The organism is Rhodococcus sp. NPDC058639 (assembly GCF_042717545.1).
In the GTDB taxonomy this organism is placed as follows: domain Bacteria; phylum Actinomycetota; class Actinomycetes; order Mycobacteriales; family Mycobacteriaceae; genus Rhodococcus.
In genome coordinates, this window is sequence record NZ_JBHXRF010000002.1 from 567,378 (window position 1) to 590,792 (window position 23,415).

The 23,415-nt window shown below is 67.8% G+C and carries 20 protein-coding genes, 1 tRNA gene and 1 pseudogene; 14 read left to right on the forward strand and 8 right to left on the reverse strand.

Going from position 1 to position 23,415, the window contains the following annotated elements:
* Nucleotides 1–30 precede the first annotated feature (30 nt).
* From glp to ACFWU2_RS05680, 4 genes are all read left to right on the forward strand, one after another.
* Entirely contained in the window at nt 31–1,293 is a 1,263-nt protein-coding gene (glp, locus tag ACFWU2_RS05665) for a gephyrin-like molybdotransferase Glp (RefSeq protein WP_378602166.1), read from the forward strand.
* Nucleotides 1,293–1,928: a GNAT family N-acetyltransferase gene (locus ACFWU2_RS05670; protein ID WP_378602171.1), complete on the forward strand. Its 636-nt coding sequence runs from the start codon at nt 1,293–1,295 to the stop codon at nt 1,926–1,928. Before glp ends, ACFWU2_RS05670 begins: the two co-directional genes overlap by 1 nt.
* A 235-nt stretch (nt 1,929–2,163) precedes the next feature.
* On the forward strand, nt 2,164–3,036 hold the full coding sequence (glpR, locus tag ACFWU2_RS05675) for a gephyrin-like molybdotransferase receptor GlpR (RefSeq protein ID WP_378602175.1): 873 nt from the start codon (nt 2,164–2,166) through the stop codon (nt 3,034–3,036).
* Between the two features lie 157 nt (nt 3,037–3,193).
* Nucleotides 3,194–3,269 (forward strand) — tRNA-Ala (locus ACFWU2_RS05680).
* 95 nt (nt 3,270–3,364) lie between these two features.
* On the opposite strand, the pseudogene ACFWU2_RS05685 reads toward ACFWU2_RS05680, so the two are convergent.
* A pseudogene (locus tag ACFWU2_RS05685) lies at nt 3,365–3,550 on the reverse strand (dihydrofolate reductase family protein); the annotation flags it as partial.
* 257 nt (nt 3,551–3,807) lie between these two features.
* On the opposite strand from ACFWU2_RS05685, the gene ACFWU2_RS05690 reads away from it, so the two are divergent.
* Nucleotides 3,808–3,951, forward strand: a complete 144-nt coding sequence (locus ACFWU2_RS05690) for a hypothetical protein (RefSeq protein WP_378602178.1) — start codon at nt 3,808–3,810, stop codon at nt 3,949–3,951.
* 46 nt (nt 3,952–3,997) lie between these two features.
* Entirely contained in the window at nt 3,998–4,873 is an 876-nt protein-coding gene (locus ACFWU2_RS05695) for an SDR family oxidoreductase (RefSeq protein WP_378602181.1), read from the forward strand.
* Here ACFWU2_RS05695 and ACFWU2_RS05700 read toward each other — a convergent pair.
* On the reverse strand, nt 4,833–5,318 hold the full coding sequence (locus tag ACFWU2_RS05700) for an FABP family protein (protein WP_378602184.1): 486 nt from the start codon (nt 5,316–5,318) through the stop codon (nt 4,833–4,835). The genes ACFWU2_RS05695 and ACFWU2_RS05700 overlap by 41 nt on opposite strands.
* Before the next feature lie 86 nt (nt 5,319–5,404).
* Here ACFWU2_RS05700 and ACFWU2_RS05705 point away from each other — a divergent pair, with 86 nt between their 5' ends.
* On the forward strand, nt 5,405–6,619 hold the full coding sequence (locus ACFWU2_RS05705; protein WP_378602187.1) for an arginine deiminase: 1,215 nt from the start codon (nt 5,405–5,407) through the stop codon (nt 6,617–6,619).
* Nucleotides 6,620–6,646: 27 nt separating this feature from the next.
* Here the strand turns inward: ACFWU2_RS05705 and arsC are convergent, their stop codons facing one another.
* Nucleotides 6,647–6,994, reverse strand: a complete 348-nt coding sequence (arsC, locus tag ACFWU2_RS05710) for an arsenate reductase (glutaredoxin) (RefSeq protein ID WP_378602190.1) — start codon at nt 6,992–6,994, stop codon at nt 6,647–6,649.
* A gap of 124 nt (nt 6,995–7,118) precedes the next feature.
* Between arsC and mscL the strand changes: the two genes are divergently transcribed.
* The 4 genes from mscL (at nt 7,119) to ACFWU2_RS05730 (ending at nt 10,732) form a co-directional block, all read left to right on the forward strand.
* Complete coding sequence (gene mscL / locus ACFWU2_RS05715; protein WP_378602193.1) at nt 7,119–7,604, forward strand: large conductance mechanosensitive channel protein MscL; 486 nt, start codon at nt 7,119–7,121, stop codon at nt 7,602–7,604.
* 48 nt (nt 7,605–7,652) lie between these two features.
* A complete protein-coding gene (locus ACFWU2_RS05720) occupies nt 7,653–8,015 on the forward strand; it encodes a GntR family transcriptional regulator (RefSeq protein WP_378602196.1) in 363 nt (120 codons plus the stop codon).
* Between the two features lie 128 nt (nt 8,016–8,143).
* On the forward strand, nt 8,144–9,748 hold the full coding sequence (locus ACFWU2_RS05725) for a BCCT family transporter (RefSeq protein ID WP_378602199.1): 1,605 nt from the start codon (nt 8,144–8,146) through the stop codon (nt 9,746–9,748).
* Nucleotides 9,749–9,892: 144 nt separating this feature from the next.
* On the forward strand, nt 9,893–10,732 hold the full coding sequence (locus tag ACFWU2_RS05730) for a hypothetical protein (protein ID WP_378602202.1): 840 nt from the start codon (nt 9,893–9,895) through the stop codon (nt 10,730–10,732).
* Nucleotides 10,733–10,738: 6 nt separating this feature from the next.
* On the opposite strand, the gene ACFWU2_RS05735 is transcribed toward ACFWU2_RS05730, so the two are convergent.
* Nucleotides 10,739–12,292, reverse strand: coding sequence for a dolichyl-phosphate-mannose--protein mannosyltransferase (locus ACFWU2_RS05735; protein ID WP_378602205.1), 1,554 nt, complete (start codon nt 12,290–12,292; stop codon nt 10,739–10,741).
* A gap of 23 nt (nt 12,293–12,315) precedes the next feature.
* Between ACFWU2_RS05735 and rsmI the strand changes: the two genes are divergently transcribed.
* From rsmI to ACFWU2_RS05750, 3 genes are all read left to right on the forward strand, one after another.
* Nucleotides 12,316–13,182 carry a 16S rRNA (cytidine(1402)-2'-O)-methyltransferase gene (gene rsmI / locus ACFWU2_RS05740; protein WP_378602208.1) on the forward strand — a complete coding sequence of 289 codons (867 nt, stop codon included), beginning with the start codon at nt 12,316–12,318 and terminating at the stop codon, nt 13,180–13,182.
* Nucleotides 13,183–13,246: 64 nt separating this feature from the next.
* Nucleotides 13,247–14,647: an alanine/glycine:cation symporter family protein gene (locus ACFWU2_RS05745; RefSeq protein WP_378602211.1), complete on the forward strand. Its 1,401-nt coding sequence runs from the start codon at nt 13,247–13,249 to the stop codon at nt 14,645–14,647.
* 262 nt (nt 14,648–14,909) lie between these two features.
* Complete coding sequence (locus ACFWU2_RS05750; protein WP_378602214.1) at nt 14,910–18,881, forward strand: NACHT and WD repeat domain-containing protein; 3,972 nt, start codon at nt 14,910–14,912, stop codon at nt 18,879–18,881.
* Here ACFWU2_RS05750 and ACFWU2_RS05755 read toward each other — a convergent pair.
* From ACFWU2_RS05755 to ACFWU2_RS05770, 4 genes are all read right to left on the reverse strand, one after another.
* Nucleotides 18,826–20,112: an aminodeoxychorismate synthase component I gene (locus tag ACFWU2_RS05755; protein ID WP_378602217.1), complete on the reverse strand. Its 1,287-nt coding sequence runs from the start codon at nt 20,110–20,112 to the stop codon at nt 18,826–18,828. The genes ACFWU2_RS05750 and ACFWU2_RS05755 overlap by 56 nt on opposite strands.
* Before the next feature lie 12 nt (nt 20,113–20,124).
* Complete coding sequence (locus ACFWU2_RS05760) at nt 20,125–21,006, reverse strand: RNA polymerase sigma-70 factor (protein WP_378602220.1); 882 nt, start codon at nt 21,004–21,006, stop codon at nt 20,125–20,127.
* Nucleotides 21,003–22,157 (reverse strand): NAD(P)/FAD-dependent oxidoreductase, encoded by a 1,155-nt coding sequence (locus tag ACFWU2_RS05765; protein ID WP_378602223.1) that lies wholly within the window; start codon nt 22,155–22,157, stop codon nt 21,003–21,005. The genes ACFWU2_RS05760 and ACFWU2_RS05765 overlap by 4 nt, the downstream gene beginning before the upstream one ends.
* A 115-nt stretch (nt 22,158–22,272) precedes the next feature.
* The gene (locus ACFWU2_RS05770) at nt 22,273–23,415 is read right to left on the reverse strand and encodes a DUF2786 domain-containing protein (protein ID WP_378602226.1); all 1,143 of its coding nucleotides are present in this window, start codon (nt 23,413–23,415) and stop codon (nt 22,273–22,275) included.

Consider the following 23,415-nt stretch of genomic DNA (forward strand, 5'->3'; position numbering starts at 1 on the left):
GCGGCACCTGGCTGGAGGTCGAGAAGCGGTATGCGGTCGGTTGAGGATCAACAGGCCAGGGTGACGGCGGCAGCAGTCGCACCCCGGCCGGTCCGAGTGGCCATTTCGGAAGCGCAGGGCTTGCTGTGCGCAGAAGAAGTGGTCACAGAGCGGCCGCTACCCGGTTTCGACCAGGCGGCGATCGACGGTTACGCCGTGCGGAGCGTCGATGTGCGGGTCGCGGAGGGCCGGTCCTCGGAGTCGGGAGGCGACGGACCCGACGACGTGGTGTTGCCCGTCGTCGGCGAAGTCCGCGCCGGGTCGCGGCAGCCCATTCGGTTGCAGCCTCGCCAGGCCGTCCGCGTCGACACCGGTGCTCCGCTGCCGACACTGGCCGACGCGGTCCTGCCGCTCGACTACACCGACCAGGGGACCGCCCGCATCAAGGTGCTCAAAACGGTGCGCTCGGGCGATTACGTCCGCCGCACAGGCGACGACGTGCAACCCGGTGATGTCGCGGTGCGCGCCGGCACCATCATCGGTGCGGCGCAGGTGGGGTTGCTCGCCGCGGTCGGCCGCGACAAAGTGCTCGTCCATCCCCGGCCCCGGCTCTCGGTGATCTCCGTCGGTGGAGAACTCGTCGACGTCGAGCGCACCCCCGGTCCCGGGCAGGTGTACGACGTGAACTCGTATGCGCTGGCCGCAGCGGCACGCGACGCCGGGGCGGACGTGAACCGGGTCGGCATCGCGAGTACCGACCCCAAGCGACTCCGCGAAGTCGTCGAAGGCCAGTTGATCCGTGCCGAGATCGTGGTGATCGCCGGAGCGGTCGGCGGCGGTGCCCTCGAGGACGTCAGGGAGGCCCTGTCCGATCTCGGTGACCTCGCAGTGGAACGGGTCGCGATGCACCCCGGGTCGGTCCAGGGCTTCGGCAGACTCGGCCGCGACGAGGTCCCGACGTTCCTGTTGCCGGCGAACCCTGTCAGTGCGCTCGTCGTCTTCGAGGTGATGGTCCGGCCGCTCATTCGTATCGCGCTCGGACGACGACAGCCGATGCGCCGCATCGTGACGGCCCGCACCGTCGCCCCCATCACCTCCATTCCCGGCCGGAAGGGGTACCTCCGGGGGCAACTGCTGCGCGACGAAGCGACCGGGGAGTACCTCGTTCAGGCACTCGGGGGTGCTGCGGGTGCGTCGTCCCATCTCCTCGCGACGCTCGCCGAGGCGAACTGCCTGGTGATCGTGGAACCCGAAACCTCCGAGGTGCGCGCCGGCGACCGGGTGGACGTGGCGTTCCTCGGGCAGCGCGGTTGATGTCCCGACATCCCGGATGGCCGGCCCGGCTGGGGCCGTTGCGGGTGGCGGGCGGTCTCGTCACCGTGCGCTCGCTGAAACTGCGCGATGCGGCGGCGTGGAGCCGGCTGAGGATGCGCGACCGCGAGCACCTCGAACCGTGGGAGCCCACGGGAGAGTCCCCGTGGGACATGAGGCACCACATCTCGGTGTGGCCCGGCCTGTACCGGAGTCTGCGAGCCGAAGCGCACAGGGGACACATGATCCCGATGGCCATCGAACTCGACGGGCGCTTCTGCGGACAGATCACGGTCGGCAACATCGTGCGTGGGGCGCTGCGGTCTGCGTGGATCGGCTACTGGGTCGAGAAGGACGTCAACGGTCTCGGCGTCGCCACCGCGGCCGTCGCGCTGGGACTGGATCACTGCTTCGGGCCCGTCGGTCTGCACAGGGTCGAGGCGACCGTCCGTCCGGAGAATCTCGCCAGTCGAGCGGTACTCCAGAACGTCGGATTTCGCGAAGAAGGCCTGCTCCAGCGGTATCTCGACGTGCACGGACGATTCCGTGACCACTTGCTGGTGGCGATGACCGTCGAAGAGGTTCCCGGTTCGGTGTCCGACCGCCTGGTTCGGGGTGGCCGGGCGACGTGGTCTTGAAACCTCCTGCCGGTGTAACAAATGTAACTCCGAACCTGAGTGACAATCCTCAGGCTTCACGTGAATTCTGTGACTAGAGTGAACAATGTGTCCTGTGAGAGGGCGTGACTCGAGTGGCAGCAGTAGTCGCCTGAGTCGGCGTTTCTCTACGGGTAATGGTGTACATGCCGCTAGCCTGAGTTAGGTCGGTGGCGCCGACGGACTAGCAGGTGACGACTGGGAGGAGGGCCGCCGGATGCCGAATTCACTCCTGTGGATAGGGCTTGTTGCCGTGTGGTTGTTCGTTCTGGTGCCCATGCTGGTCACCAAGCGTCCACGGATCCGGCAGACGACCGACGCCGCGCTTGCGACACGGGTTCTGCATCGCGGTGACGACGAGCCGATCGCCCCCCGGGGGCCGGCGGCCGGGCACCGCAGCGACCCGAACTGGCGTCCGAGTCGTGATCACACGCACGGACACCCAGCGGAGGACCGCATGGACACAGACCTCGAGGACAGGCCCGGAACAGACACAGACGAAGACTTCTCTTCGGACGACGATTTCGCACACGCTCGCCGTCCCGGACAGGCGCCCGCACGTGATTTCGTGCCGCAGCGCCGCGGCCGGGGCGGATTCGATCCGCACGCCGATGCCGTGGCCAGCGCGCAACGCTACGACGCGCGTCAGCGCGCGGTCCTCGCGTTGCTGATCGCCGCGATCCTCAGCGCGGCGTTGGCGCTCATCGTGTCGTCGGTGATGTGGTGGATCTGCGGCGCGGCGACCGCGGCGCTCGTCGGCTACCTCTTCTACCTCCGCCGCCAAGTGCAGCTCGAGCAGGAGATCCGTCGTCGCCGGCTGGCGCGTCTGCACCGGTCACGGCTCGGTGTCGAGTCGCGCAGCGACGAAGAACTCCGGCTGGTGCCCGAGCGTCTGCGTCGGCGGGGTGCCGTGGTTCTCGAAATCGACGACGAAGACCCGGATTTCGACCACCTCGGCTACTACGCGGACGACTCGGGTCACATAGACCCGGGTTACGAGGAACCCCATTACGGCGAGCCCCGTTACGGTGAGCACGATTACGACGAGCCTTCCCGCAACTACTTCGTCCCGCGCGCAGCGGGACAGTAACCGGAACGCACAGAAGGGCCCGCACCACGTCGGTGCGGGCCCTTCTGTTGTGGGGCTTTTGTGCGCGGAAAGGCGCCCTACCTGTGCCGATGGCGCGATTTCGTTTTGAGTGGGGAGGTTTGCTAAGGTTTCCGAGTCGGTTCCGTCAGGAACCTACGGGGCTGTGGCGCAGTTGGTAGCGCGCTTCGTTCGCATCGAAGAGGTCAGGGGTTCGATTCCCCTCAGCTCCACCATCTGGTCGAAGTTCCAACCCTGCCCCCGTGATCGGTGGGCAGGGTTTTTTCGTATCCCCGTCCGCGGTAACTCGTCGCGCATTCGCTCGGCTCGGTCAACGGCGCACCCGATAGCGCAGATGGGGGACCCTGTTGGCCTGAATCACCACGTCAGGATCTTCCAGCAGGTGCTGCGCGTCGACCGATCCGAAGAAGCGCTTGCCTGCCCCCAACACGACGGGGACGACGTCCATGCGCACCTCGTCGACCAGGCCCGCGGCAAACACCTGGCCACCGACCTCGGCCGGCGATCGTCACCCCAATCGCGTCCCGGTACGGCCGGACGCAGTCGTAGGACGATCTGCTGGGGGTGCCCCCGAATTCAGCGTGTCGTGAGCCGCCTTCTCGTACGAACGCACGCGGCCGGCAGCGGTCGTCCGGCGCGTCGCTGGGATGCTCGCGCGCCATTCCAACTCGCCGGAACACCCGGCGAAATCGGCTCGCCCGACCTCTGGCGTGGTGCTGCCTGAACGTTCAGACTGGATCCATGGACCAGAGGATGAGTGATGACGAGCTTCGCCGCGCCATCCGCGTGCTGCGCGAACGCTCAGACCTCGCGCGCAGCGAAGGTCGCACCGACGACTGCACGACTATCGATCGAACCATCCAGCAATACCAGGAGGAAATGGCACAGCGCCTCTGATCATCGACTCGGCACCGAATGACGCCTTGGCCGTTAGTGTGTCGCCATGGCGATCAAGGATCTGCGCGGCACCAAGTTCCTGGTGACCGGCGCGGCGAGCGGTATCGGGCGCGCCCTGGCGATTCAGGCCGCCGGCGAGGGAGCCGAACTGGTCCTCACCGACGTGGCCGCGGACGGCCTCGAAGCGGTGGTGCGGCAGGTCAGGGTCGACGGAGGCGTCGTTCTTCATTCGGCTGCGCTCGACATCGCGGACTACGACGCGGTGGCCGCGTTCGCGGCCGACGTCCACTCGCAGTGCGGGGCGCTCGACATCGTCGCCAACGTGGCGGGGGTGTCCGTGTGGGGGACCGTCGATCGGCTCGAGCACAAGCACTGGAAATTGATGGTCGACGTCAACCTCATGGGTCCCATCCACGTGATCGAGAGCTTCGTGCCGCCGATCATGGAAGCCGGACGGGGCGGGCATCTCGTCAACGTCTCCTCTGCCGCCGGACTGCTCGCGCTGCCGTGGCATTCCGCGTACAGCGCGAGCAAATTCGGGCTGCGCGGAGTGTCGGAGGTCCTGCGGTTCGACCTCAAGCGGAACGGCATCGGTGTGTCTCTCGTGGTTCCGGGCGCAGTGCGCACACCTCTGGTCGACAGCGTCCAGATCGTGGGTGTCGATCGCGATCGTCCCGAGGTCCGGAAGATCACGGAACGCTTCGTCAAGCACGCGGCCTCGCCCGAGAAGGTGGCCGCGTGCATCGTCACCGGTATCAAGAAGAACCGGTTCCTCGTCTACACCTCGTTCGACACGCGATTCGGATACTGGTGGGCCCGCAAGTTCGCGCCCCCCTACAACCTGGTCATGCAGGCGGCCAACGACTACTTCCGACGGGTCGTCACCCCTCGCGCCGCAACTCGGCGCGCAGATGGTGGGTGAGGGGAGTGTCGGCGTGTGCCATCCAGAGGTCGTACCGGAGAAGGTCGCCGTCGAGGACGAACCTCCGCTTGAGCTCCCGGACGGGTTTCGCATCCGGCGACCGCTCGAACACCACGGGTGTGAAGTCGAGCACGCCGTGTGACAGCTGAGAACGCTGAATTTCGACGAAGCCCGTGGGCTGCGAGACGAGAAACTCGATGTCGCCTCCCGACCGCCGGAGGTAGCCGTTCTCGGTGTGCAGCGGACGGCCGTCGTCGCGGTGCGCTGTGCGGCTGACATACATCAGAAATGGCTTGCCCGGCAACGGCTTCAGCTCGATCGTCTCCACGTAGGCGAAGTCGTCGATGGTGGGGTAGTGGCCTTCCCCCGCACCGGTCCAGCGGCCGGCGAACGGTGCCAGTTCGCCCAGCGGATCGGGGGAGTTTGGGGACGCGGACTCTGACACGGGCTGGCCTCCTGCTTGCGACGACACGTTCGTGTGATCCTCCCACCGGCCGAGCCGAACCCGCCCGCACTCGCTAGATTCGGAGCATGAATGCTCCGTGGGGTGTCGATTCCGAAGTCGGTGCGCTCCGGGCGGTGATGTTGCACCGGCCCGGTGCGGAACTCGAGCGGCTCACACCTCGGAACAACGACCAGTTGTTGTTCGATGCCCTCCCGTGGGTGGCACGCGCGCAAGAAGAACACGACGCATTCGCCGAACTGTTGCGTGGTCGCGGCGTCGAGGTCCTGCTGCTCGCCGACCTCCTCACCGAAACACTCGAAGTGAGCGGGGCCGCGCGGGTCCAGAGTATTTCGAGTGCTGTCGACCCACGTCGTCTCGGGCATCCACTGGCGGAAGAACTCGCGGGGCATTTGCGAGGGGTACCCGCCCCCGACCTCGCCCGGATACTCATCGCCGGCATGACGTTCGACGAGCTTCCCGCCGAAGGCTTGGACGTCGCGCCGTCGCTGGTGCGGATGATGCATTACGGCGGCGATTTCGCGATCGAGCCGCTGCCCAACCTGCTCTTCACGCGCGATTCCTCGTTCTGGATCGGCCCGCGCGTCGCAATCCCGTCACTCGCGCTGCCCGCGAGGCGACGGGAAACCAACCTCACCGATCTGATCTACGCGTTCCATCCGAAATTCCTCGGTGTGCGCCGCGCCTACGAATCCCACACCGCTCCGGTCGAGGGTGGGGACGTGCTGTTGCCGGCACCCGGGGTCATCGCCGTGGGCGTGGGGGAACGAACCAGCCCTGCGGGGGCGGAAGCTCTCGCGCGCAGCGCGTTCGAGGACGGAATAGCGCACACCGTGCTTGCGGTGCCGATCGCCCAGCAGCGCGCATCGATGCACCTCGACACCGTGTGCACCATGGTTGATGTCGACGCGGTGGTCATGTATCCGGCGATTCGGGAATCTCTGCAGGCATTCACGATTCGCAGCACAGGTGACGGTGGAGTCCGGATATCGGGCGCCCGGCCGTTCCTCGAGGCCGCGGCCGACGCGATGGGGATCGAGAAGATGCGGGTGATCGACACCGGTCTGGACGCCGTGGTGGCCGAGCGCGAGCAGTGGGACGACGGGAACAACACCCTCGCCGTGGCGCCGGGAGTGGTCGTCGCATACGAACGCAATGTCGAGACGAACACCCGGCTCGAGGATTCCGGCATCGAAGTGCTGCGGATCGCCGGGTCGGAGCTGGGCTCCGGCCGCGGCGGCCCGCGATGCATGTCGTGCCCGCTGTCGCGAGCCCCCGTGTAGCTCCCGGGCCGACCGTCGGACCTCTCGTCAGATGATGCCGCGTACCCGGTCCACCGGACGCGCCAGAACGGTGCCCTTGTCGGTGACCACCAGCGGCCGCTCGATGAGGATCGGATTCTCCACCATCGCCGTGAGCAGGTTCTCCTCGCTCGCGCCGGCGAGGCCGAGTTCCTTGTAGAGCGTTTCCTTGGACCGGATCGCTTCGCTGGGCTTCAGGCCGGCGTCGGCGAGCAGCGTCGTCAGTTCCTCGCGTGAGGGCGGAGTGTCGAGGTACTTCACGACAGTGGGTTCGATACCCGATTCCTGCAACAGCTTCAAGGTGTTCCGGGACGTGCTGCACCGGGGATTGTGATAGATCGTCGCGTGGGTTGCCATGGCTCGATTCTGCACTGCCCACCCGTCCGCGGGAGCTGCCGGTTTGGGCACCGCCGCCACGGCGCTCTACGATTCCGCGGTCACTACCGTCCACACGGGATCATCGGAAAGGCGTGCGGGACACATGCTCAAAGGCTTCAAGGACTTTCTGCTGCGCGGAAACGTCATCGAACTCGCCGTCGCCGTGGTGGTGGGCGCCGCGTTCACCGCGATCGTGACCGCATTCACCTCGAACATCATCAACCCGCTCATCGCGGCGGTGGGTGGCGACAACGAGATGGGTTTCGGATTCCGGGTCATCGCGTCGAACGACGCCACCTTCATCGACGTCGGTGCGGTGATCGCGGCGGGGATCAATTTCTTCATCATCGCCGCGGTCGTGTACTTCGTCCTGATTCTTCCGGTCACCCTTGCCAAGGCCCGCTTCGCGCCGGACAAGGAACCCGCGGACGAACCCCTGAGCGAGACGGATCTGCTGATCCAGATCCGCGATCTGCTCGAGACGGGCACGTACAGGCAGGGTGGTGACGATTCGCTCGACCAGGACGGCTCGCTCGAGCAGGATGGCAACACGTCGGCGAGGGGCGCTACGAGGGTGAAAGTCGGTTAGCTCTCCGTTGTGGCCGTAACGGCGGGGAAGCGCTGCTAGCCTGCCAAGATGCTCGATATCGTCATCGACCACGACTCGGCGGTCCCGCCCTTCGAGCAACTGCGCCGACAGATCGTCGAACTCGTCCACCGAGGCGACCTCATCTCCGGCACGAAATTGCCCACTGTTCGGGGCTTCGCCGAGACCCTCGGGATCGCACCCAATACGGTCGCGAAGACCTACCGCGAACTCGAGCAATCCGGCGTACTGGAGACGAAGGGCCGCGGCGGCACATTCGTCGCGGCGAACGGCGACCCCACGCGTATCGGAGCCCAGCGCGCGACGAGTGAATACGTGACTACCGTCCGTGCGCTCGGGGTGTCCGACGAAGAAGTCCTGGCGCTGGTGCGAGCAGCACTCCGCGCCGGCTGACGTTTCTTTCGTGATGTCGGGATGGTAACCCCGACAAGAGTGCCTGGTCAGCGCGTTTCGAGTGTTGCGGTACCGGACAATTTTTCGAAAGAGCCTCGGAACCCGGCGGACCTTGCAACGTTTGACGAATGAGCCTGCGTCCCGACCGGCGCGTGTCCGAAGAAACCCCGGACCCGAGCGTCAACTCTTCCTCTGCCGGGGTCCCGAATCGGCCCCGAACCGACCGCGTCATATTCGGAGTAGCTGCCGGCCTGGTAGCGGCCATTGTGCTGTGGGGGTTGCTGGACACCGAGAGCTTCGACACGATCACCGGCAACGCTCTCGACTGGATCGTCGTCGAGCTGGGCTGGTTGTTCGTGACTGCGGCAAGCGGGTTCGTGTTCTTCGTGCTGTGGCTCGCGCTCAGCAAGTACGGCCGGATTCCCCTCGGAAAAGACGGGGAGACGCCCGAGTTCCGCACCGTCAGCTGGATCGCGATGATGTTCAGTGCCGGCATGGGCATCGGCTTGATGTTCTTCGGCGTCGGTGAGCCACTGAGCCATTACATCGACGAGCCACCGGGCACCGTCGGTGGCACCGGCACCGCAATGGCGACCGCAATGTTCCACTGGGGCCTGCACCCGTGGGCGATCTACGCGGTGGTCGGGCTGGCCATCGCATACGGAACGTTCCGGAGAGGACGCAAGCAGCTGATCAGTGCTGCCTTCATCCCTCTCCTGGGTCGTCGCGCCGAAGGCCCGCTAGGCAAATTCATCGACATCCTCGCCCTGTACGCGACGCTTTTCGGTACCGCGGCGTCGCTCGGTCTCGGGGCGTTGCAGATCGGTTCGGGGTTCGAGGTAACCGGCTGGCTCGAGACGGCCGGCGTTGCCCTGCTCGTCGGGATCGTGGCGATCCTGACTCTCGCCTTCATCGCCTCGGCGGTATCCGGAGTCGCCAAGGGCATCCAGTGGTTGTCGAACATCAACATGGTCCTCGCGGTCGTCCTCGCACTGTTCGTCTTCGTGTTCGGGCCGACCGTGTTCATCCTCAACCTGATCCCGACGACTCTCGGGGCCTATGCCGCAGACTTCGCCCAGATGTCGGCCCGCACCGCCGCATCCAACGGCCCGGCCGGGGAGTGGCTTTCGAGCTGGACGATCTTCTACTGGGCGTGGTGGGTGTCGTGGGCACCCTTCGTCGGGATGTTCCTCGCCCGCATCAGCCGCGGCCGGACCATCCGTGAATTCGTGGTCGGGGTGATGCTCGTCCCGAGCCTCGTGAGTCTGCTGTGGTTCGCGGTCTTCGGAGGCGCGGCGATCAGTCAACAGGAGGACGGGTTCGACATCGCGGGAGCCGAGAACGTGGAAGGGCAGTTGTTCGGCATGCTCGGCAACCTCCCGCTGGTGGGTGTCTCCACCGTTGTCGTCATGGTGCTCGTATCCATCTTCTTCGTGTCCGGCGCGGACGCGGCGTCGATGGTGATGGGCAGTCTCACCCAACGCGGCACCTTGCGGCCGAGTCCCTGGATCGTCGCCTTCTGGGGTGCACTCACCGGTGGCGTCGCGGCGCTGCTGCTGTGGACCGGAGGCGCCGATGCTCTCAACGCGCTCCAGACGATGACCATCATCGCGGCGGTTCCGTTCGTGGTGGTCATGATCGGTTTGTGCGTGTGCCTGTATCGCGACCTGTCGACCGATCCGCTCATCGTGGGTGAACGGGCGCGAAGGCGCACGTTGCGCCAGGTCGACTGACGGTTCCGCACCGAACCTTGCCTGCCGTCACGCGCACCGGACGGCGGTAACGAGTTGCAAGATCATCCGCGCGCCTGCACGGGCATGTACGTGACCCGCAGTACCGTGACCGCTGCCCGCCTTTGCTCTTCGAGAGGAGTGCGCGTGACCGAGAACGACCGTTTCGATGAGGTCCTGGACCGGGACTGGGACCGGTTCGGTGAGAACCTGGCCGATCGCATAGTCGCTCTGGCCGGCACCGGGTCCATCGGAATCAGCATGGACACCGCGCACGGACCGGCGACCTACGCGCGGATCCGGCCACTGCCCGACGGTCGTGTCGAGGTCGCTGTCGCCGGTGCGGACACCGTCACTCGCTCGGTAGCGCACGCCGACGAACTCGCTCGTCACGTGGTGTCCGTGCTGCGAGGCCATCGCAACGTGGTCCATCCGATCTTCCTGCACACCGACGACGCGCTCGCCGACGGAGCCCTGCGCGACCGGGTGAAGGACACGTTGTCCCGTCGTCTGGGCAGACCGGTGCCGGTGGACGCGGACGGTGACTTCGTGCTCGTCCTCGATTCGCACGCAGTGTTCGTCGTGGTGGATCGTCCGGCGCACCGCGTCCAGTTGTGGGCGCCGCTGCTGCACGGTATCGCCGAGCGATCCGGTGCGGCCGACGCTCTTGTCGATCTCAACCGGGACTGGCCTCACATCAAGGTGGTGCTGGTGGAGGATCGGCTGGTCGCGACGGTCGACATGCTCGGCGATCCGTTCGTTCCCCGTCACCTGAACGACCTTCTCGAAATGCTGAAGATCTTCCTCGGCACCGTGGATGCGCGGTTCGCGCGCCGATTCGACGGGATGCGTTACATCGGCGAGGTCGACTCGGACCTCCTGGACCCCGACCTCATGGACCCCGACCTCATGGACCCGGACCTCCTGGACCCCGACGTCATCGATCCGGACATCGAAGAGACGGTCCTGGACGAACCACCGTCGTGATCCCGGTCAGCGCCAGCTGGGCAACCACAGCTGGGAGTTCCACTGCTCGATCGAGATGGGCACCGCCGTGAGGATGGGCCACAACCACACGAAGTTCGCGACCACCAACCCGAGGTAGAGGCACACCACCAGCAGGCCGATGGTGCGCCGTTTCGGTGAGGCGTGCCGGCCCCCGAGGATGTCGCCGAGGGTGAGAGCCACGGCCATCGCCAGGAAGGGCGCCATCGGGACCGCGTAGAAGTAGTACATCTGGCGGTCGAGCGAGGCGAACCACGGCAGCAGACCGGCGCCGTACCCGGTGAGAACGGCTGCCCAACGCCAGTCACGGCGGACGAGCACCTGCCACAGCCCCCAGCCGAGAACGGGCAGCGACACCCACCACAACGCCGGGGTACCGATCAGCATCACGGCTTTGACGCACTGCTCGGCACCGCAGCCGGAGACGTTCTCACCGTCGGCGAAGTAGTACAGCATCGGACGCAGGCCCATCGGCCACGTCCACGGCTTCGACTCCCACGGATGCTGATTGCCCGCCGAATTCGTCAGGCCGGAGTGGAACTGCAGCACGTTGACGCTGTAGTACCACAGCGACCGCACCGCGTCGGGTACGAACCAGAACGCGCTGTCCTGGCCGATCTGGTTGCCGACCGCGTGCCGGTCCACGCCGGTTTCGCTCGCGAACCACGACCAGTAGGTCGACAGGTACACGAGCAGGGGAACGACCACCAGCGCGTACAGCGCGGGCGGGATGTCGCGCAGTGCCGTCCCGACCCAGGGACGCCGCACCCCGTACGCACGGCGTGCGGCAAGGTCGAACGCCACGGACATCAGTCCGAAGAAGGCGATGAAGTACAGGCCGGACCATTTGGTGCCGATCGCGAGCCCGAGCATTACGCCGGCCCCGAACCGCCACCACCGCACACCGAAGCGAGGACCCCACGCACTGTCGCCGATCCGGCCCTCCGCGTGCACGCGCCGGATGCGTGCCAGGATGTCGTCGCGATCGACGATCAGGCAACCGAAGGCGGCGACGACGAAAACCGCCTGGAAGATGTCGAGCATTCCCAGTCGTGACGACACGAACGTGACGCCGTCGACCACCAGGAGCAGCCCCGCGACAGCGCCGAGCATCGTCGACCGGGTCATGCGGCGCACGATGCGCACGACCAGCAGGACGAGCACCACACCGGCCACCGCCGACGAGAAACGCCAGCCCCACCCGTTGTAGCCGAACAGCGCCTCGCCCACTGCGATCAGCTGTTTTCCGACTGGGGGATGCACCACCAGGCCGTAACCGGGGTTGTCTTCGATCCAGCCACCGGTGAGCACCTGCCACCCCTGCGGCGCGTAATGCTTCTCGTCGAAGACGGGTGTCTTGGCGTCGGTCGGGTAGTGGAGCATGGTGAACCGGGTGATCGCCGCGAGCGCGGTGACGAACGCCGTGACTATCCATCCGCGTGCCCGATCGGTGAGTCCGGGATCGGGTGGCGGGACGAGCGGCCCGGGGCTGAGGAGGCGACGGTCCGGGGCCGGAGAAGGGCGGTGGTCCGTCACGGTCACGTCCCGATCGTAGGCTGAACCCCATGCAGGCAGTAAATCCGGCGAAGGCCGAGAACTCCGGACAGGGACGACTCGTGCTGGCAGCCACACCGATGGGCCAGATCGGGGACGCATCGAAACGACTCTGCGACGCCCTCGGTACCGCCGACGTCATCGCGGCCGAGGACACTCGCCGCACCCGTTCCCTCGCCGCCGCGCTCGGTGTCACCATCACGGGCCGGGTGGTCAGTTTCTACGACCAGGTCGAGGTGTCGCGACTGCCGGGCCTGGTCGCGGATGTGGAAGCCGGCCTGACGGTGCTTCTGGTCACCGATGCCGGCATGCCGTCGGTCAGCGACCCCGGATACCGGCTCGTGGCGGCCTGTGTCGAGGCGGGCTTGCCGGTGACGTGCCTGCCGGGCCCGTCCGCGGTGACCACTGCACTCGCACTGTCGGGGCTGCCGGTCGAGCGGTTCTGCTTCGACGGCTTCCCGCCGCGTAAACAAGGACAACGCCGTGCCTGGCTGGCCTCGCTCGCCACCGAAGCCCGCGCCGTGGTCTTCTTCGAGGCGCCGCACCGGCTTGCCGCCTGTCTCGCCGACGCGGTCGAGGTGCTGGGCGGGGAACGGCGCGCGGCGGTCTGCCGTGAGCTGACCAAGACGTACGAGGAAGTCCGCCGGGGGACCTTGGCGGAACTGGCCGACTGGGCCGTCGAAGGGGCGCGCGGTGAGATCACGGTTGTGCTCGAAGGCGCCGCAGCCGTGCACACCGACCCCGAGGACCTCGTCGACGAGGTGGAACGCCTGGTCGCGGACGGAATGCGACTGAAGGAAGCCTGCGCCGAGGTGGCAGGGACCAGGGTGTCGAAGCGGGAGTTGTACGACGCCGTGCTCGACGCGCGACGCACCTGAGGCGAGGCACCCGCCGCGGATGGGCCTAGACTTTCCCGGTCGAATCGAAGGACCAGGGGAGTAGATGAACGCGCTGAACGACTTTTTCGTCAAGACAGCGGAGGTGGTCTGGGGTCCGTTCCTGCTGATTCCGCTTCTATTGGGCACCGGTCTGGTGCTGACCATCCGCCTGCGCGGTGTGCAGTTCCGGAAGCTGTGGCCCGCGTTGCGGCTGGGACTGATCACCCGGCACGATCCCGGTGCCTCGGAAGGCGACATCTCGCAGTACCAGGCCTTGACCACCGCCCTCGCGGCCACGGTCGGCGTGGGCAACATCGCCGGTGTGGCCACCGCGATCTACTTCGGTGGACCGGGCGCCCTCTTCTGGATGTGGATCACCGGCCTCGTCGGTATGGCCAGCAAGTACTCGGAAGCGTTCCTCGGCGTGAAGTACCGCCGGGTCGACGCCAGGGGCGAACAGAACGGCGGACCGCAGCACTACCTCGTGCGGGCGATCCCGAACCGGTTCGGCCTGATCCTGAGTCTGATGTTCGCGGTGTTCGCGGTCCTGGCGAGCTTCGGAATCGGCAACATGACGCAGGCGAACACCGTCGCCACCCAGCTCGACGACACGTTCGGCGTGCCCACGTGGACCAGTGGTGTCGTGATGGCAGTGCTCGCGGGCGCGGTGCTGCTCGGCGGCATCAAGTCGATCGGCAAGGTCACCGCCGGTTTCGTGCCGGCGATGATCCTGCTGTACGTCGGCGCCGGGATCCTCGTTCTGGCGATCAACATCGGAGAGGTCCCGTCGGCGTTCGCTCTCGTCTTCTCCGACGCGTTCACCGGCACCGCTGCCACCGGCGGGTTCATCGGCTCGGTGTTCATGGTCGCGCTGCGCTACGGCGTCGCCCGGGGCATCTTCTCGAACGAGTCGGGGATGGGCAGCGCGGCGATCGCGGCCGCCGCGGCCCAGACCACGCATCCCGTGCGCCAGGGTCTCGTGTCCATGACGCAGACCTTCATCGACACGATTATCGTCGTCACCTTCACCGGCATGGTCATCATCACGACCGGCGCGTGGACCACAGGAGAGCGCGGCGCGACCATGACGTCGACGGCGTTCGAAACCGGCCTCGGCGGTGAGTGGGGCGGCTGGATCGTCGCCGTCTCGGTGGTGTTCTTCGCGTTCTCGACGATTCTCGGATGGTCGTACTACGGGGAGCGGTGCCTCGAACGTCTCGTGGGTTCGCGGGGCGTGCTGCCGTACCGCGCCGTCTTCGTGGTGGTGGTGTTCATCGGCGCGACCACCGAACTAGAGGTGGTGTGGAACTTCTCCGACGTGATGAACGGGCTCATGGCCCTGCCGAACCTGATCGGACTGCTGGTTCTGTCCGGGATGATCGCGCGGGAGACGAAAGCCTACCTCGACCGCGACCCGTATCTGCTCGGAGAGAACCGGACACTCGACAAGCCGGACAGCGTGTAAACGGAGTGTCCTCGGGGGTTTTCCTCCGCGCGGACTGGGACTACCCCTCGTCAGCCCCTATCAGCGCGGAGGCCCCACCTCACCCGGCAAGGAGTGACCCTTGCGTGGTACCCACTTTGCCCGCTGCCCGGCGGGTCGTACAAAGGCCGAACCGCGCGGAACGGGTATCATCCCAGCTCAGCTGCGGTGAGGAATTTTTCCGCAGCGGACAGGATGGGACCCGATCCGCAAGGAAACGGGAGGTGGAAAGGGCGCGGAAGAGATGTCGGAGACCAGCCGAAAACCGGGCGCAGCCCAGCGGCAGTTCTTCGCCGACCAACTTCGCATGCTGTTCGCCGCTGCCGGCCGGCCCGCACTGAAGAAGGTGGTGTCGGAGGCTGGTGCGGTGGCCCGGGCGATGGGTACCGACCGCGTAGTGTCCGTCCAGCGCGTGAGCGACTGGCGGAGCGGAACCCGGTTACCCGCGAGTTTCGAATCGGTCCACCCGGTACTGGTCGTCCTCATCCGCGCGGCCCGTGATCTCAACTCCGAGCCACCCGTCACCGGGCTGTACTCACTGAAACAGTGGGAGTCCTGGTGGACCAACGCCCGGGGACAGACCGGCGCACCCCGCGCCGAGAAAACGCCGCCGTCGGTGCCGCAGGGCATGCGCCCCTACAAAGGGCTCGCGTCGTATCAGGAGAAGGACGCCCGGCTGTTCTTCGGCCGCACCCAGAGCGTGCGGGCACTCGCCGACGTCGTGACTGCGGCGCACGGTCAAGGTCCCGTCATTGTCACCGGCGCGTCGGGCGTCGGAAAGTCCTCGCTCGTGCGGGCGGGCGTGATCCCGCAGATCTGCGGAGGATCGGACTGCCGGCCGCTGGTACTGACCCCGGGCACCCACCCCGTCGCACGGCTGACCGAACTGCTCCCGGGGCTCGCCGAGGTCGAGGACCGCACCGACCCCGCCGCCGTGCAAGCGGTGTTGCGCGCCGAACTCGCGCGGACCTCGACCTCCACGCTGCTCATCGTCGTCGACCAGATCGAAGAGCTGTTCACCCAGTGCACCGACCCCGCCGAGCGCACCGAGTTCCTGCGACTGCTCGAGATCGCCGCGACCGGACACGTCGGTGACGCCCCGGCCATCGTCGTGGCGACGATGCGGTCGGATTTCTACGACAAGGCCGTCACCTGCCCTGTTCTCGCCCGCGCACTCGAGCGTCGCACCAAGACCGTGCAGCCCCTCGAACGCTCCGACCTGGTCGAAGTCATCACCGTGCCCGCGCGGATGGTGGGCGTGCGACTCGAGGCGGGCCTCGTCGACCTGATCCTGCACGACCTCGGGGGTCTGGCGGACGGCGAGATCAGCGGCAAGGAACTGCCGTTGCTGTCGCACCTGCTCGACACCCTGTGGGACAAACGCTCCGGCGGGGCCCTGACGGTCGCGGCCTATCGCGCGACGGGCGGCGTACGCGGTTCCATCGCCGCGAGCGCCGAACGCGCGTGGGAGAAACTCGACGAGGCCGATCGTGCGCCGGCCCGGGCCATGCTCGTGCACCTCGTGTACGTGACGGCGACGGGCACCGACGTCAAGATCGCCCGTCCGCTGCCCGAACTGCTTTCCGTCGTGGGCGGCGACCGGGATGCCGCCGCGCGGGTCGTCGACCATTTCGTGTCTGCTCGCGTGCTGGTCGCGGATGCCGGAAGCGTCGAACTCATCCACGACGCGGTGATCGACGCGTGGCCGCGGCTGAAATCCTGGATCCAGGACGACCGGGCCGATGCCGCGCTGCGGCAGCGGATCGAAGCCGATGCTGTGACCTGGATCGAGAGCGGTCGCAACAAGGGGCTTCTCTACCAGCGTGGGCGTATGGACGTCGTGGCCGAACAGAATCCCCGGCTCGGCGACCTGGGATCTGCGCCGCGCACGGACGACGTGGTCGCACTCAGTCCGAACGCCGTGGAGTTCCTCGATGCGTCGAGGAGACAGATCGCCTGGCTGGGTCGACGGCGACGCGCCATCATCGCGGTTCTGGCACTTGCGACGCTCGTGGCGCTGGTGATGAGCGGGGTCGCCTGGGTCGCGAAGGGGCGCGCGGAGGCAGAGCGCAGCACCGCGCAGTTCCAGCAGATCATCGCGTTGTCCGACTCCATGCGTGACGGGGACCCGACCACGTCGTCACACCTCGCGCTGGCGGCCGCCCACCTGCGACCCGACAACGACGTGGCGTATTCGCGGCTCATCGCGACCCAGGGGGTTCCCCTCGCGAACACTCTCAGGGGGCATACCGGGCCGGTGTACAGCACCGCCGTCTCCCCGGACGGTTCGGTGCTCGCCTCGGCGAGCGACGACGGTACCGTCCGTCTCTGGTCGCTCGGCGGGGACTCCGGGCCCGCGATGATCGGCGATCCGCTCCAGCTGTCCTCGAAGTACATGGCGTCGGTGTCCTTCAGTCCGGACGGCCGATACCTCGCCGCCGGTGGCGGTGACGGTGCGGTGTGGATCTTCGATATCTCCGATCACACTGCGCCGAGGCCGGTGCTCGACCAGGAGACCTTCGCTTCGGGTGCCGTCCACAACGTGAGGTACGCACCGTCGGGCCGTGTGCTCGCCGTGCCCTACGACGACGGTACGGTCGCGCTCCTCGATACGTCCGATCCCATGTCGGGGCGTTTTCCGGTGGCGTCGGTCCGCGGTCACGAGGGCGCGGTGCGGACCGTCGCTTTCCGGCCGGGCGGGACCGTGATGGCCACCTCCAGCGACGATCGCACCGTGCGACTCTGGGACGTCACCGACCGTGCAGCACCGGTTCCCCTGGGCGAACCACTGCGGGGATTCGAGGACGTCGCGCACTCGGTCGCGTTCAGCGGCGACGGCAAGACCCTCGCGGCCAGCAGCGACGACGGCGTGTTGCGCCTGTTCGACACCAGCGATCCGAGGGCCGCGTATCCCGTCGGGGTTCCTGTGCGCGCCCACACCGGGGGTGTCTGGAGTATCGCGTTCCTCCCGGACGGCCGGACGCTGGCCAGTGCGTCCTGGGACGGCACCGCAAAACTCTGGGACATCGACCCCGAGGCGCGGGCCCTCGACGAAATCAGTCCCGCGCTGACCGGTCACGGCGGCGGTGTCGCGACCCTCGCGATCACCCCGGACGGAGACACGGTGATCACCGGAGGGCAGGACGCCAATCTGCGTGTCTGGACGATGCCGCACACACGGATCTCCGTCGTCGACGCCGCACTGACCAAGCCGTCCGTCAGCCGCGCCGGGAATCTCGTCGCCACTGGCAGTTACGGCCCGACGGTGTCGTTGTGGCGAGTCGACGATGCCGGAGAGTGGGACCGCGCCGGAAGCGTGACCCTGCCCCGCCCGCTCGGCGGTGCCTATGTGTGCGCGTTGTCGCCGTCCGGCACCGTTCTCGCGACGGCACCCACCTCGGGCGGGAGCGTCCAACTCTGGGACGTCCGCGATCCCGCCGCCCCGCGACCGTTTGCCGATCCTGTTCCGCTGGGCACCCGTTTCACCTCGTCTCTCGCGTTCTCACCGGACGGCGCGACGCTCGTGACCGGTGCCGACGACTTCTCGGTGCAGTTGTGGGACATCGCCGACCCCGCAGCGCCCGTGCCGTGGGGAGATCCGCTCACCGGTCCCGAGAATCTGGTCCGTACCGCCGTGATCAGCCCGGACGGCCGGAGCCTCGTCGTGGCCAGCGCGGACAGCAGCATCTACGCGTGGGACATCGCAGACCTGCGGGCCCCGATCCCCACGCGGGTGTCCGGCGGGCACGACGCGGGGGTCAACGCCGCGGCATTCGGTCGTGAAGGCAACGTGCTGGTCACCGGCAGCGACGATCACGGGGTGCTGATGTGGGACCGGGACGCTGCCGGGAACTTCACCGCGCGAACCCAACCACTTCGCGGCCACACGGGCACCGTGTACTCGGTGTCGATCACCCGGGACGGCGCCAAAGCGATCAGCGGCAGCGACGACGGCACGATCCGGCTGTGGGATGTGTCCGACGCGCGGGGCATGCGGGAGGTCGGCGGCCCGATCACCGACACCGGGGTCGGACGCTGGCAAGTGGTGTTCCGGCCGAACGGGACGGTTGTCGCAGCGGGAGGCGACGGGGTGCTCCGGATGTGGAATCTCGACGCGTCCGCTGTCGCCCAGCGGGTCTGCCGCTCCACGTCCGGACGGGTCAGCGACATCCTGCCGCGGTTCGATCTGCCCGCACCCGCTCGCGAGGTGTGCTGAGCGCGAGGATGCTGGCCGCCTTGTCGAGGCATTCCTGCCATTCGGCATCGGGGTCCGAATCGATCGTGATCCCGCCGCCGACTCCGAGCACGCACGTTCCCGCACCGAACTCCACGGTCCGGATCGCGACGTTCAATTCGGTGCCCGCGAGCGGACTCGACATGCCGACGGTGCCGCAGTAGACGCCACGGGCGTGCGGCTCCCACTGCCGGATGAGGTCGCGGGCCCGGATCTTGGGACATCCGGTGACCGACGCCGGCGGGAACGCGGCGTCGAGAAGATCCGCGGTGGTGACGGCGGGCCGCGACCGGGCGGCCACCGTCGAGACGAGGTGCCACACCCCGGGCGCCGGGCGGACCGCGAGTAGTTCCTCGACGGTGACGCTGCCGATCTCCGCGACCCGTCCCAGATCGTTGCGGACCAGGTCGACGATCATGATGTTCTCCGCCACGTCCTTGACCGATGCCCGCAGCAGTGCCGGGTCGGCGGACAGCGGGAGCGTGCCTTTGATCGGACTCGAGCGCAGTGCGTCGCCGTGACGAGAGACGAACAGTTCGGGCGAGAGCGACGCGACGGCGCCCCACGGTCCTTGCAGATATGCGGCGCGCGCCGGTGCGGTCCGCGCGACTGCCGCGGTGAAGAATGCCAGCGGGTCACCCGTCCATGTACCGGTGAACCGCGTACAGACGCACGCCTGGTACACCTCGCCGGCGCGGATCGCGTCGAGGCACTGCTCCACACCGCGTCGGTGCGTCTCGCGGTGCGGCGGCGACCAATCGATGTGCCAGGAAGTGTCCGAGACCCGGGGTTCCACGACGGCCGCAACCAGGTCGGACGGGCACGGAGCATCACCGAGGGTCTCGTACCACCAGCACCCGTCGGCATCGAGCCTGAGCACGGTGTCGGTCCAGCCACCGGCCGCAGCGGGCAGCACGGAGTGTTCCGGCGACGGACCGGAAGCAGACCCGTCCGGGTAGGCGAGGTAACCGATCCAGCCGCCGCCGACGACCGGACCCCCGGGCGTGTGCGGCTCCCGGATATCAGGGCACGCGAAGGCTCCGGAAGGGTCGACCGCGCCGGTGGCCAGGGACGGTGCGATCAGGGCGGCCGAGCCGAACCAGTCGCCCGTCACCGCCGCGGGAAGCGGTACCCCGAGACTCCGCGCGCGCTCCGCGACGGAGGCGAGAACCTGATCGGGAGTGCCACCGCGCCCGAGCCGTTCCATCCGCATCGCTCGAGCTTGTCAGATCGCCCCGGCAGCCCCCGGGTGAGCCCCGAGATGCGCGAGCTTGTCGGGGTTGCGTACCACGTACACGCCCGTGATCAGGTCGTTGTCGATCTCGAACTGGAGGACGAGATCGAGTTTTTCACCCGAGTACACGAGCAGTCCCGGCATGTTGCCGACCGGGACGGCCTCGATTCGTATGTCCGGCAGCGGGTGCCGCACGAGCCCGCCGAACAGCCGCGCCACTCGGGCCGCGCCGGTCACCGGGACCCTCGCCGCAGTGGCCTTACCTCCTCCGTCTGCGATGTACACGACGTCGGGTGCCAGCAGTTGCAACAGGGTATCGACGTTGCCGGTGGTCGCGGCGGCCATGAATTCGACGACCACACGGTTCGCCTCGTCGCCTGCGGGAGTGAACCGGCGGCGGCGCGCACGGACGTGTTCGCGTGCCCGGTGGGCAATCTGCCGCACGGTGTCCTCGCGGCGGTCGACGGTCTCGGCGATCCGGGCGTGGTCGAATCCGAACACCTCGCGCATCACGAACACTGCCCGTTCCAGCGGGCTCAACGTTTCCAGGACCAGCAGCATCGCCAGCGACACGGACTCGGCGAGTTCGATCTCGCCGGAGGCATCCGGCGAGGTGAGCACAGGCTCGGGAAGCCACGGGCCCACGTATTCCTCGCGGCGACGCCGCGCCGAGCGCAGGCTGTTGAGTGCCTGACGGGTCACGATCTGCGCCACGTAGGCACGCGGGTTGTCGACCGCGGCCCGGTCGGTGCCGGCCCAGCGCACGAAACTGTTTTGGAGGATGTCTTCGCTGTCGGCGACGCTCCCGGTGATCTCGTACGCGATCGAGAACAACAGGCCCCGGTGTTCGGTGAAGACGTCCTCGGCCGTCACTGCGCACTCCTCACGGGTCGGGTGAGGCCGACGCCCTGACCTCCCGTCGATCGGAGGTCGTGGGCCCGAGCCTGTCGTCGCATCGACAGGATCGTCCCACGCAGTATCGATTCCTTCACCAATGCGACGACCCGGCCACGCAGCGAGAACGCGGAGGGGGTGTCGTCGCGTGCGGTGAACTGCACCGCGCCGCGGCGGCGTCCGAGCGACAGGCACTGGGCGACGAACCTGAGCGACAGCGGTTGGGGTGCGCGGCCTTGCACGATCTCCCACACGGTGTCGGCACCGTGCGCGCCGAGTGGCATCGCGGCCTGGCAGCTCATTCGAATATGGTCCTGGCCTGCGACGGTCACGGCGTCGCCGACACCCACCACGGCGGTGCCGTCCGTCGACTGCAGGCCGGTGTCGACGCGGAGCCTGCCGACGCCGTCCACCGGCAGCCCGCTGCGACGGGCAAGGTCGGGAACGGAGAATCCGCCGGCCCAGACGACGAGCGCAGCGGGGATCGCGGTGCCGTCGTCGAGGAGTACCGCGTCCTCGGTCAGGTGCGTCGCGTGCACGCCCGGCCGCACGTCGATACCGAAGCTGTCCAATGTGCGGTTCACGTACTGCCGGGTGCCGTCCGGAAAGCCCGCGCCCGGATCACCGACGAGGCTGTACGCGGCCCCGGGACGTTCGGACGCGAGTTCGGCGGCGACTTCGATGCCCGTAAAACCCCCACCCACGACCACGACCGGCGCGTGGGCGGGAAGTTCGGCGAGCGCGGTGTGCAGTGCTGTCGCCGATTCGAGGTCGGATACGGAGAACGCTCGTTCCATCCCGGGCGCTGCGCCCGTGGCCGGGCCGCTTCCCACGGCGTACACGACGGCGTCGCACCGCAGTACCGCGCCGTCGGTGAGTGTTACCGCGCCCGGTTCGATCCGTTCCGCCGTACCCACCCGCAGCGACGCGCGTGGATGCAGCAGGCCGGCGAGGCCGTGGGTGGCAGACCCCGAACCGGCGGCCACCTGGTGCAATCGGGTCCGTTCGACGAACACCGGCCGCGGATTCACCACGGTCACTGCCACCTCGGGGTGGCGCGCCAGCCGATTGGCTGCCGTGACGCCCGCGTACCCCGCGCCGACCACCACCACGTCGAATTGCGTTGTCATCTCGATCGCCTCCCACTGGGTCCGGATGTGTCACCGATGGGACACCGGTGCAGCGCCGTGTGTGACATCCGATTGTGAGTTGTTGCGCAGGCGGGCTCGGGAAGGGCGGCGGGGGTCACCGCCCGATGCGGTGCTGCCCGGCCTCGAGGGACGCGGACTCGGCCGCATCGCGCCCCGCGTGGAAACCGTCGGCGTCGATCCCGCGGCTTCGGGACGCCCGGGTAGTCGGGAAGAGGCGCCGGAACTCGGTATCGACCGCTTCCGAGCGGCGCGCCAGGATCGGCGCGAGGGAGGTCACCGGGACGTGCGCGTCGGCGGCGGCACCCGCCGTGGCCCGAGCGTCGGCCTCGCGAAGCCTCTCGCCGACCCGTTTCGCGTAGCCGGTGAGGAACGCGCGGCGGAACGCCGTTGCCGACCCGCCGCGCCGGCCGGCGGTTCCGGCGGCACCGAGCGCGCGGGTCGCCTGTACGAGCAGCGAGGTGAAGAGGAGTTCGACCTGTGCAAGGTCTGCCACGGTGCCGACGACGGTCGCGATCTGCACGCGGGTGAACCACACGGTGCGGACGCGGTTGGCGTCGCCGATCGCGGTGAGCAGCAGCACCTTCTCCTTGATGTACGGGCCGTCGAGGTGGAGACGTCGGCCGCGCACGGGATCGGTGAGGCGGGTGGTACCGGTGAGGAGTGCAGCGCCGAGCGCGTACCGCGTCACGAGTTCCTGCGCTTTCGCGGTGAGCGCCTCGGCCTCGTCGGGGAAGTCGGTGGATTCTGCTTTCGACAGCAGACCGCGGATGCGGTCGAGCACGCGTGGATCGGGTGCGGCCTCTGTGGTGTCGCCGGGAGTGCGCAGCGGTGGCCACTGCGAGGGCGGGGCATCGAGCCGGGTGAACGCCGGCAGGTACTTCCAGGTGAAGGCCAGCCCGTCGACCTGGTAGCGGGAGACCTCGGGACATGCGTATCGCAGGCCCGCCCCGAGGTCGGGCGAGAGCGCGGCGAGCCGAGCCGGGCCCGGGTGCCTTTCGGCGATGGCCTGCAATTGCCGTACCCAGTCGTCGGGAGCGCGCTCGGCGGCCCGGCTACGGCGCGCGTCGAACAGCACTGTGAGCGCGGCGAGCGGGATATCGGTGTCGTCGCCCGACCTCGCGGTCAGGTGCAGTATGTCGGCGGGTTGCCAGCCGCGCTCGTAGACATCCCCGAGTTCGGCGAGGAGCACCTCGGCGTGCAACTCGTCCGTTCGAATGTATGTTCTATCGCTCCGCAT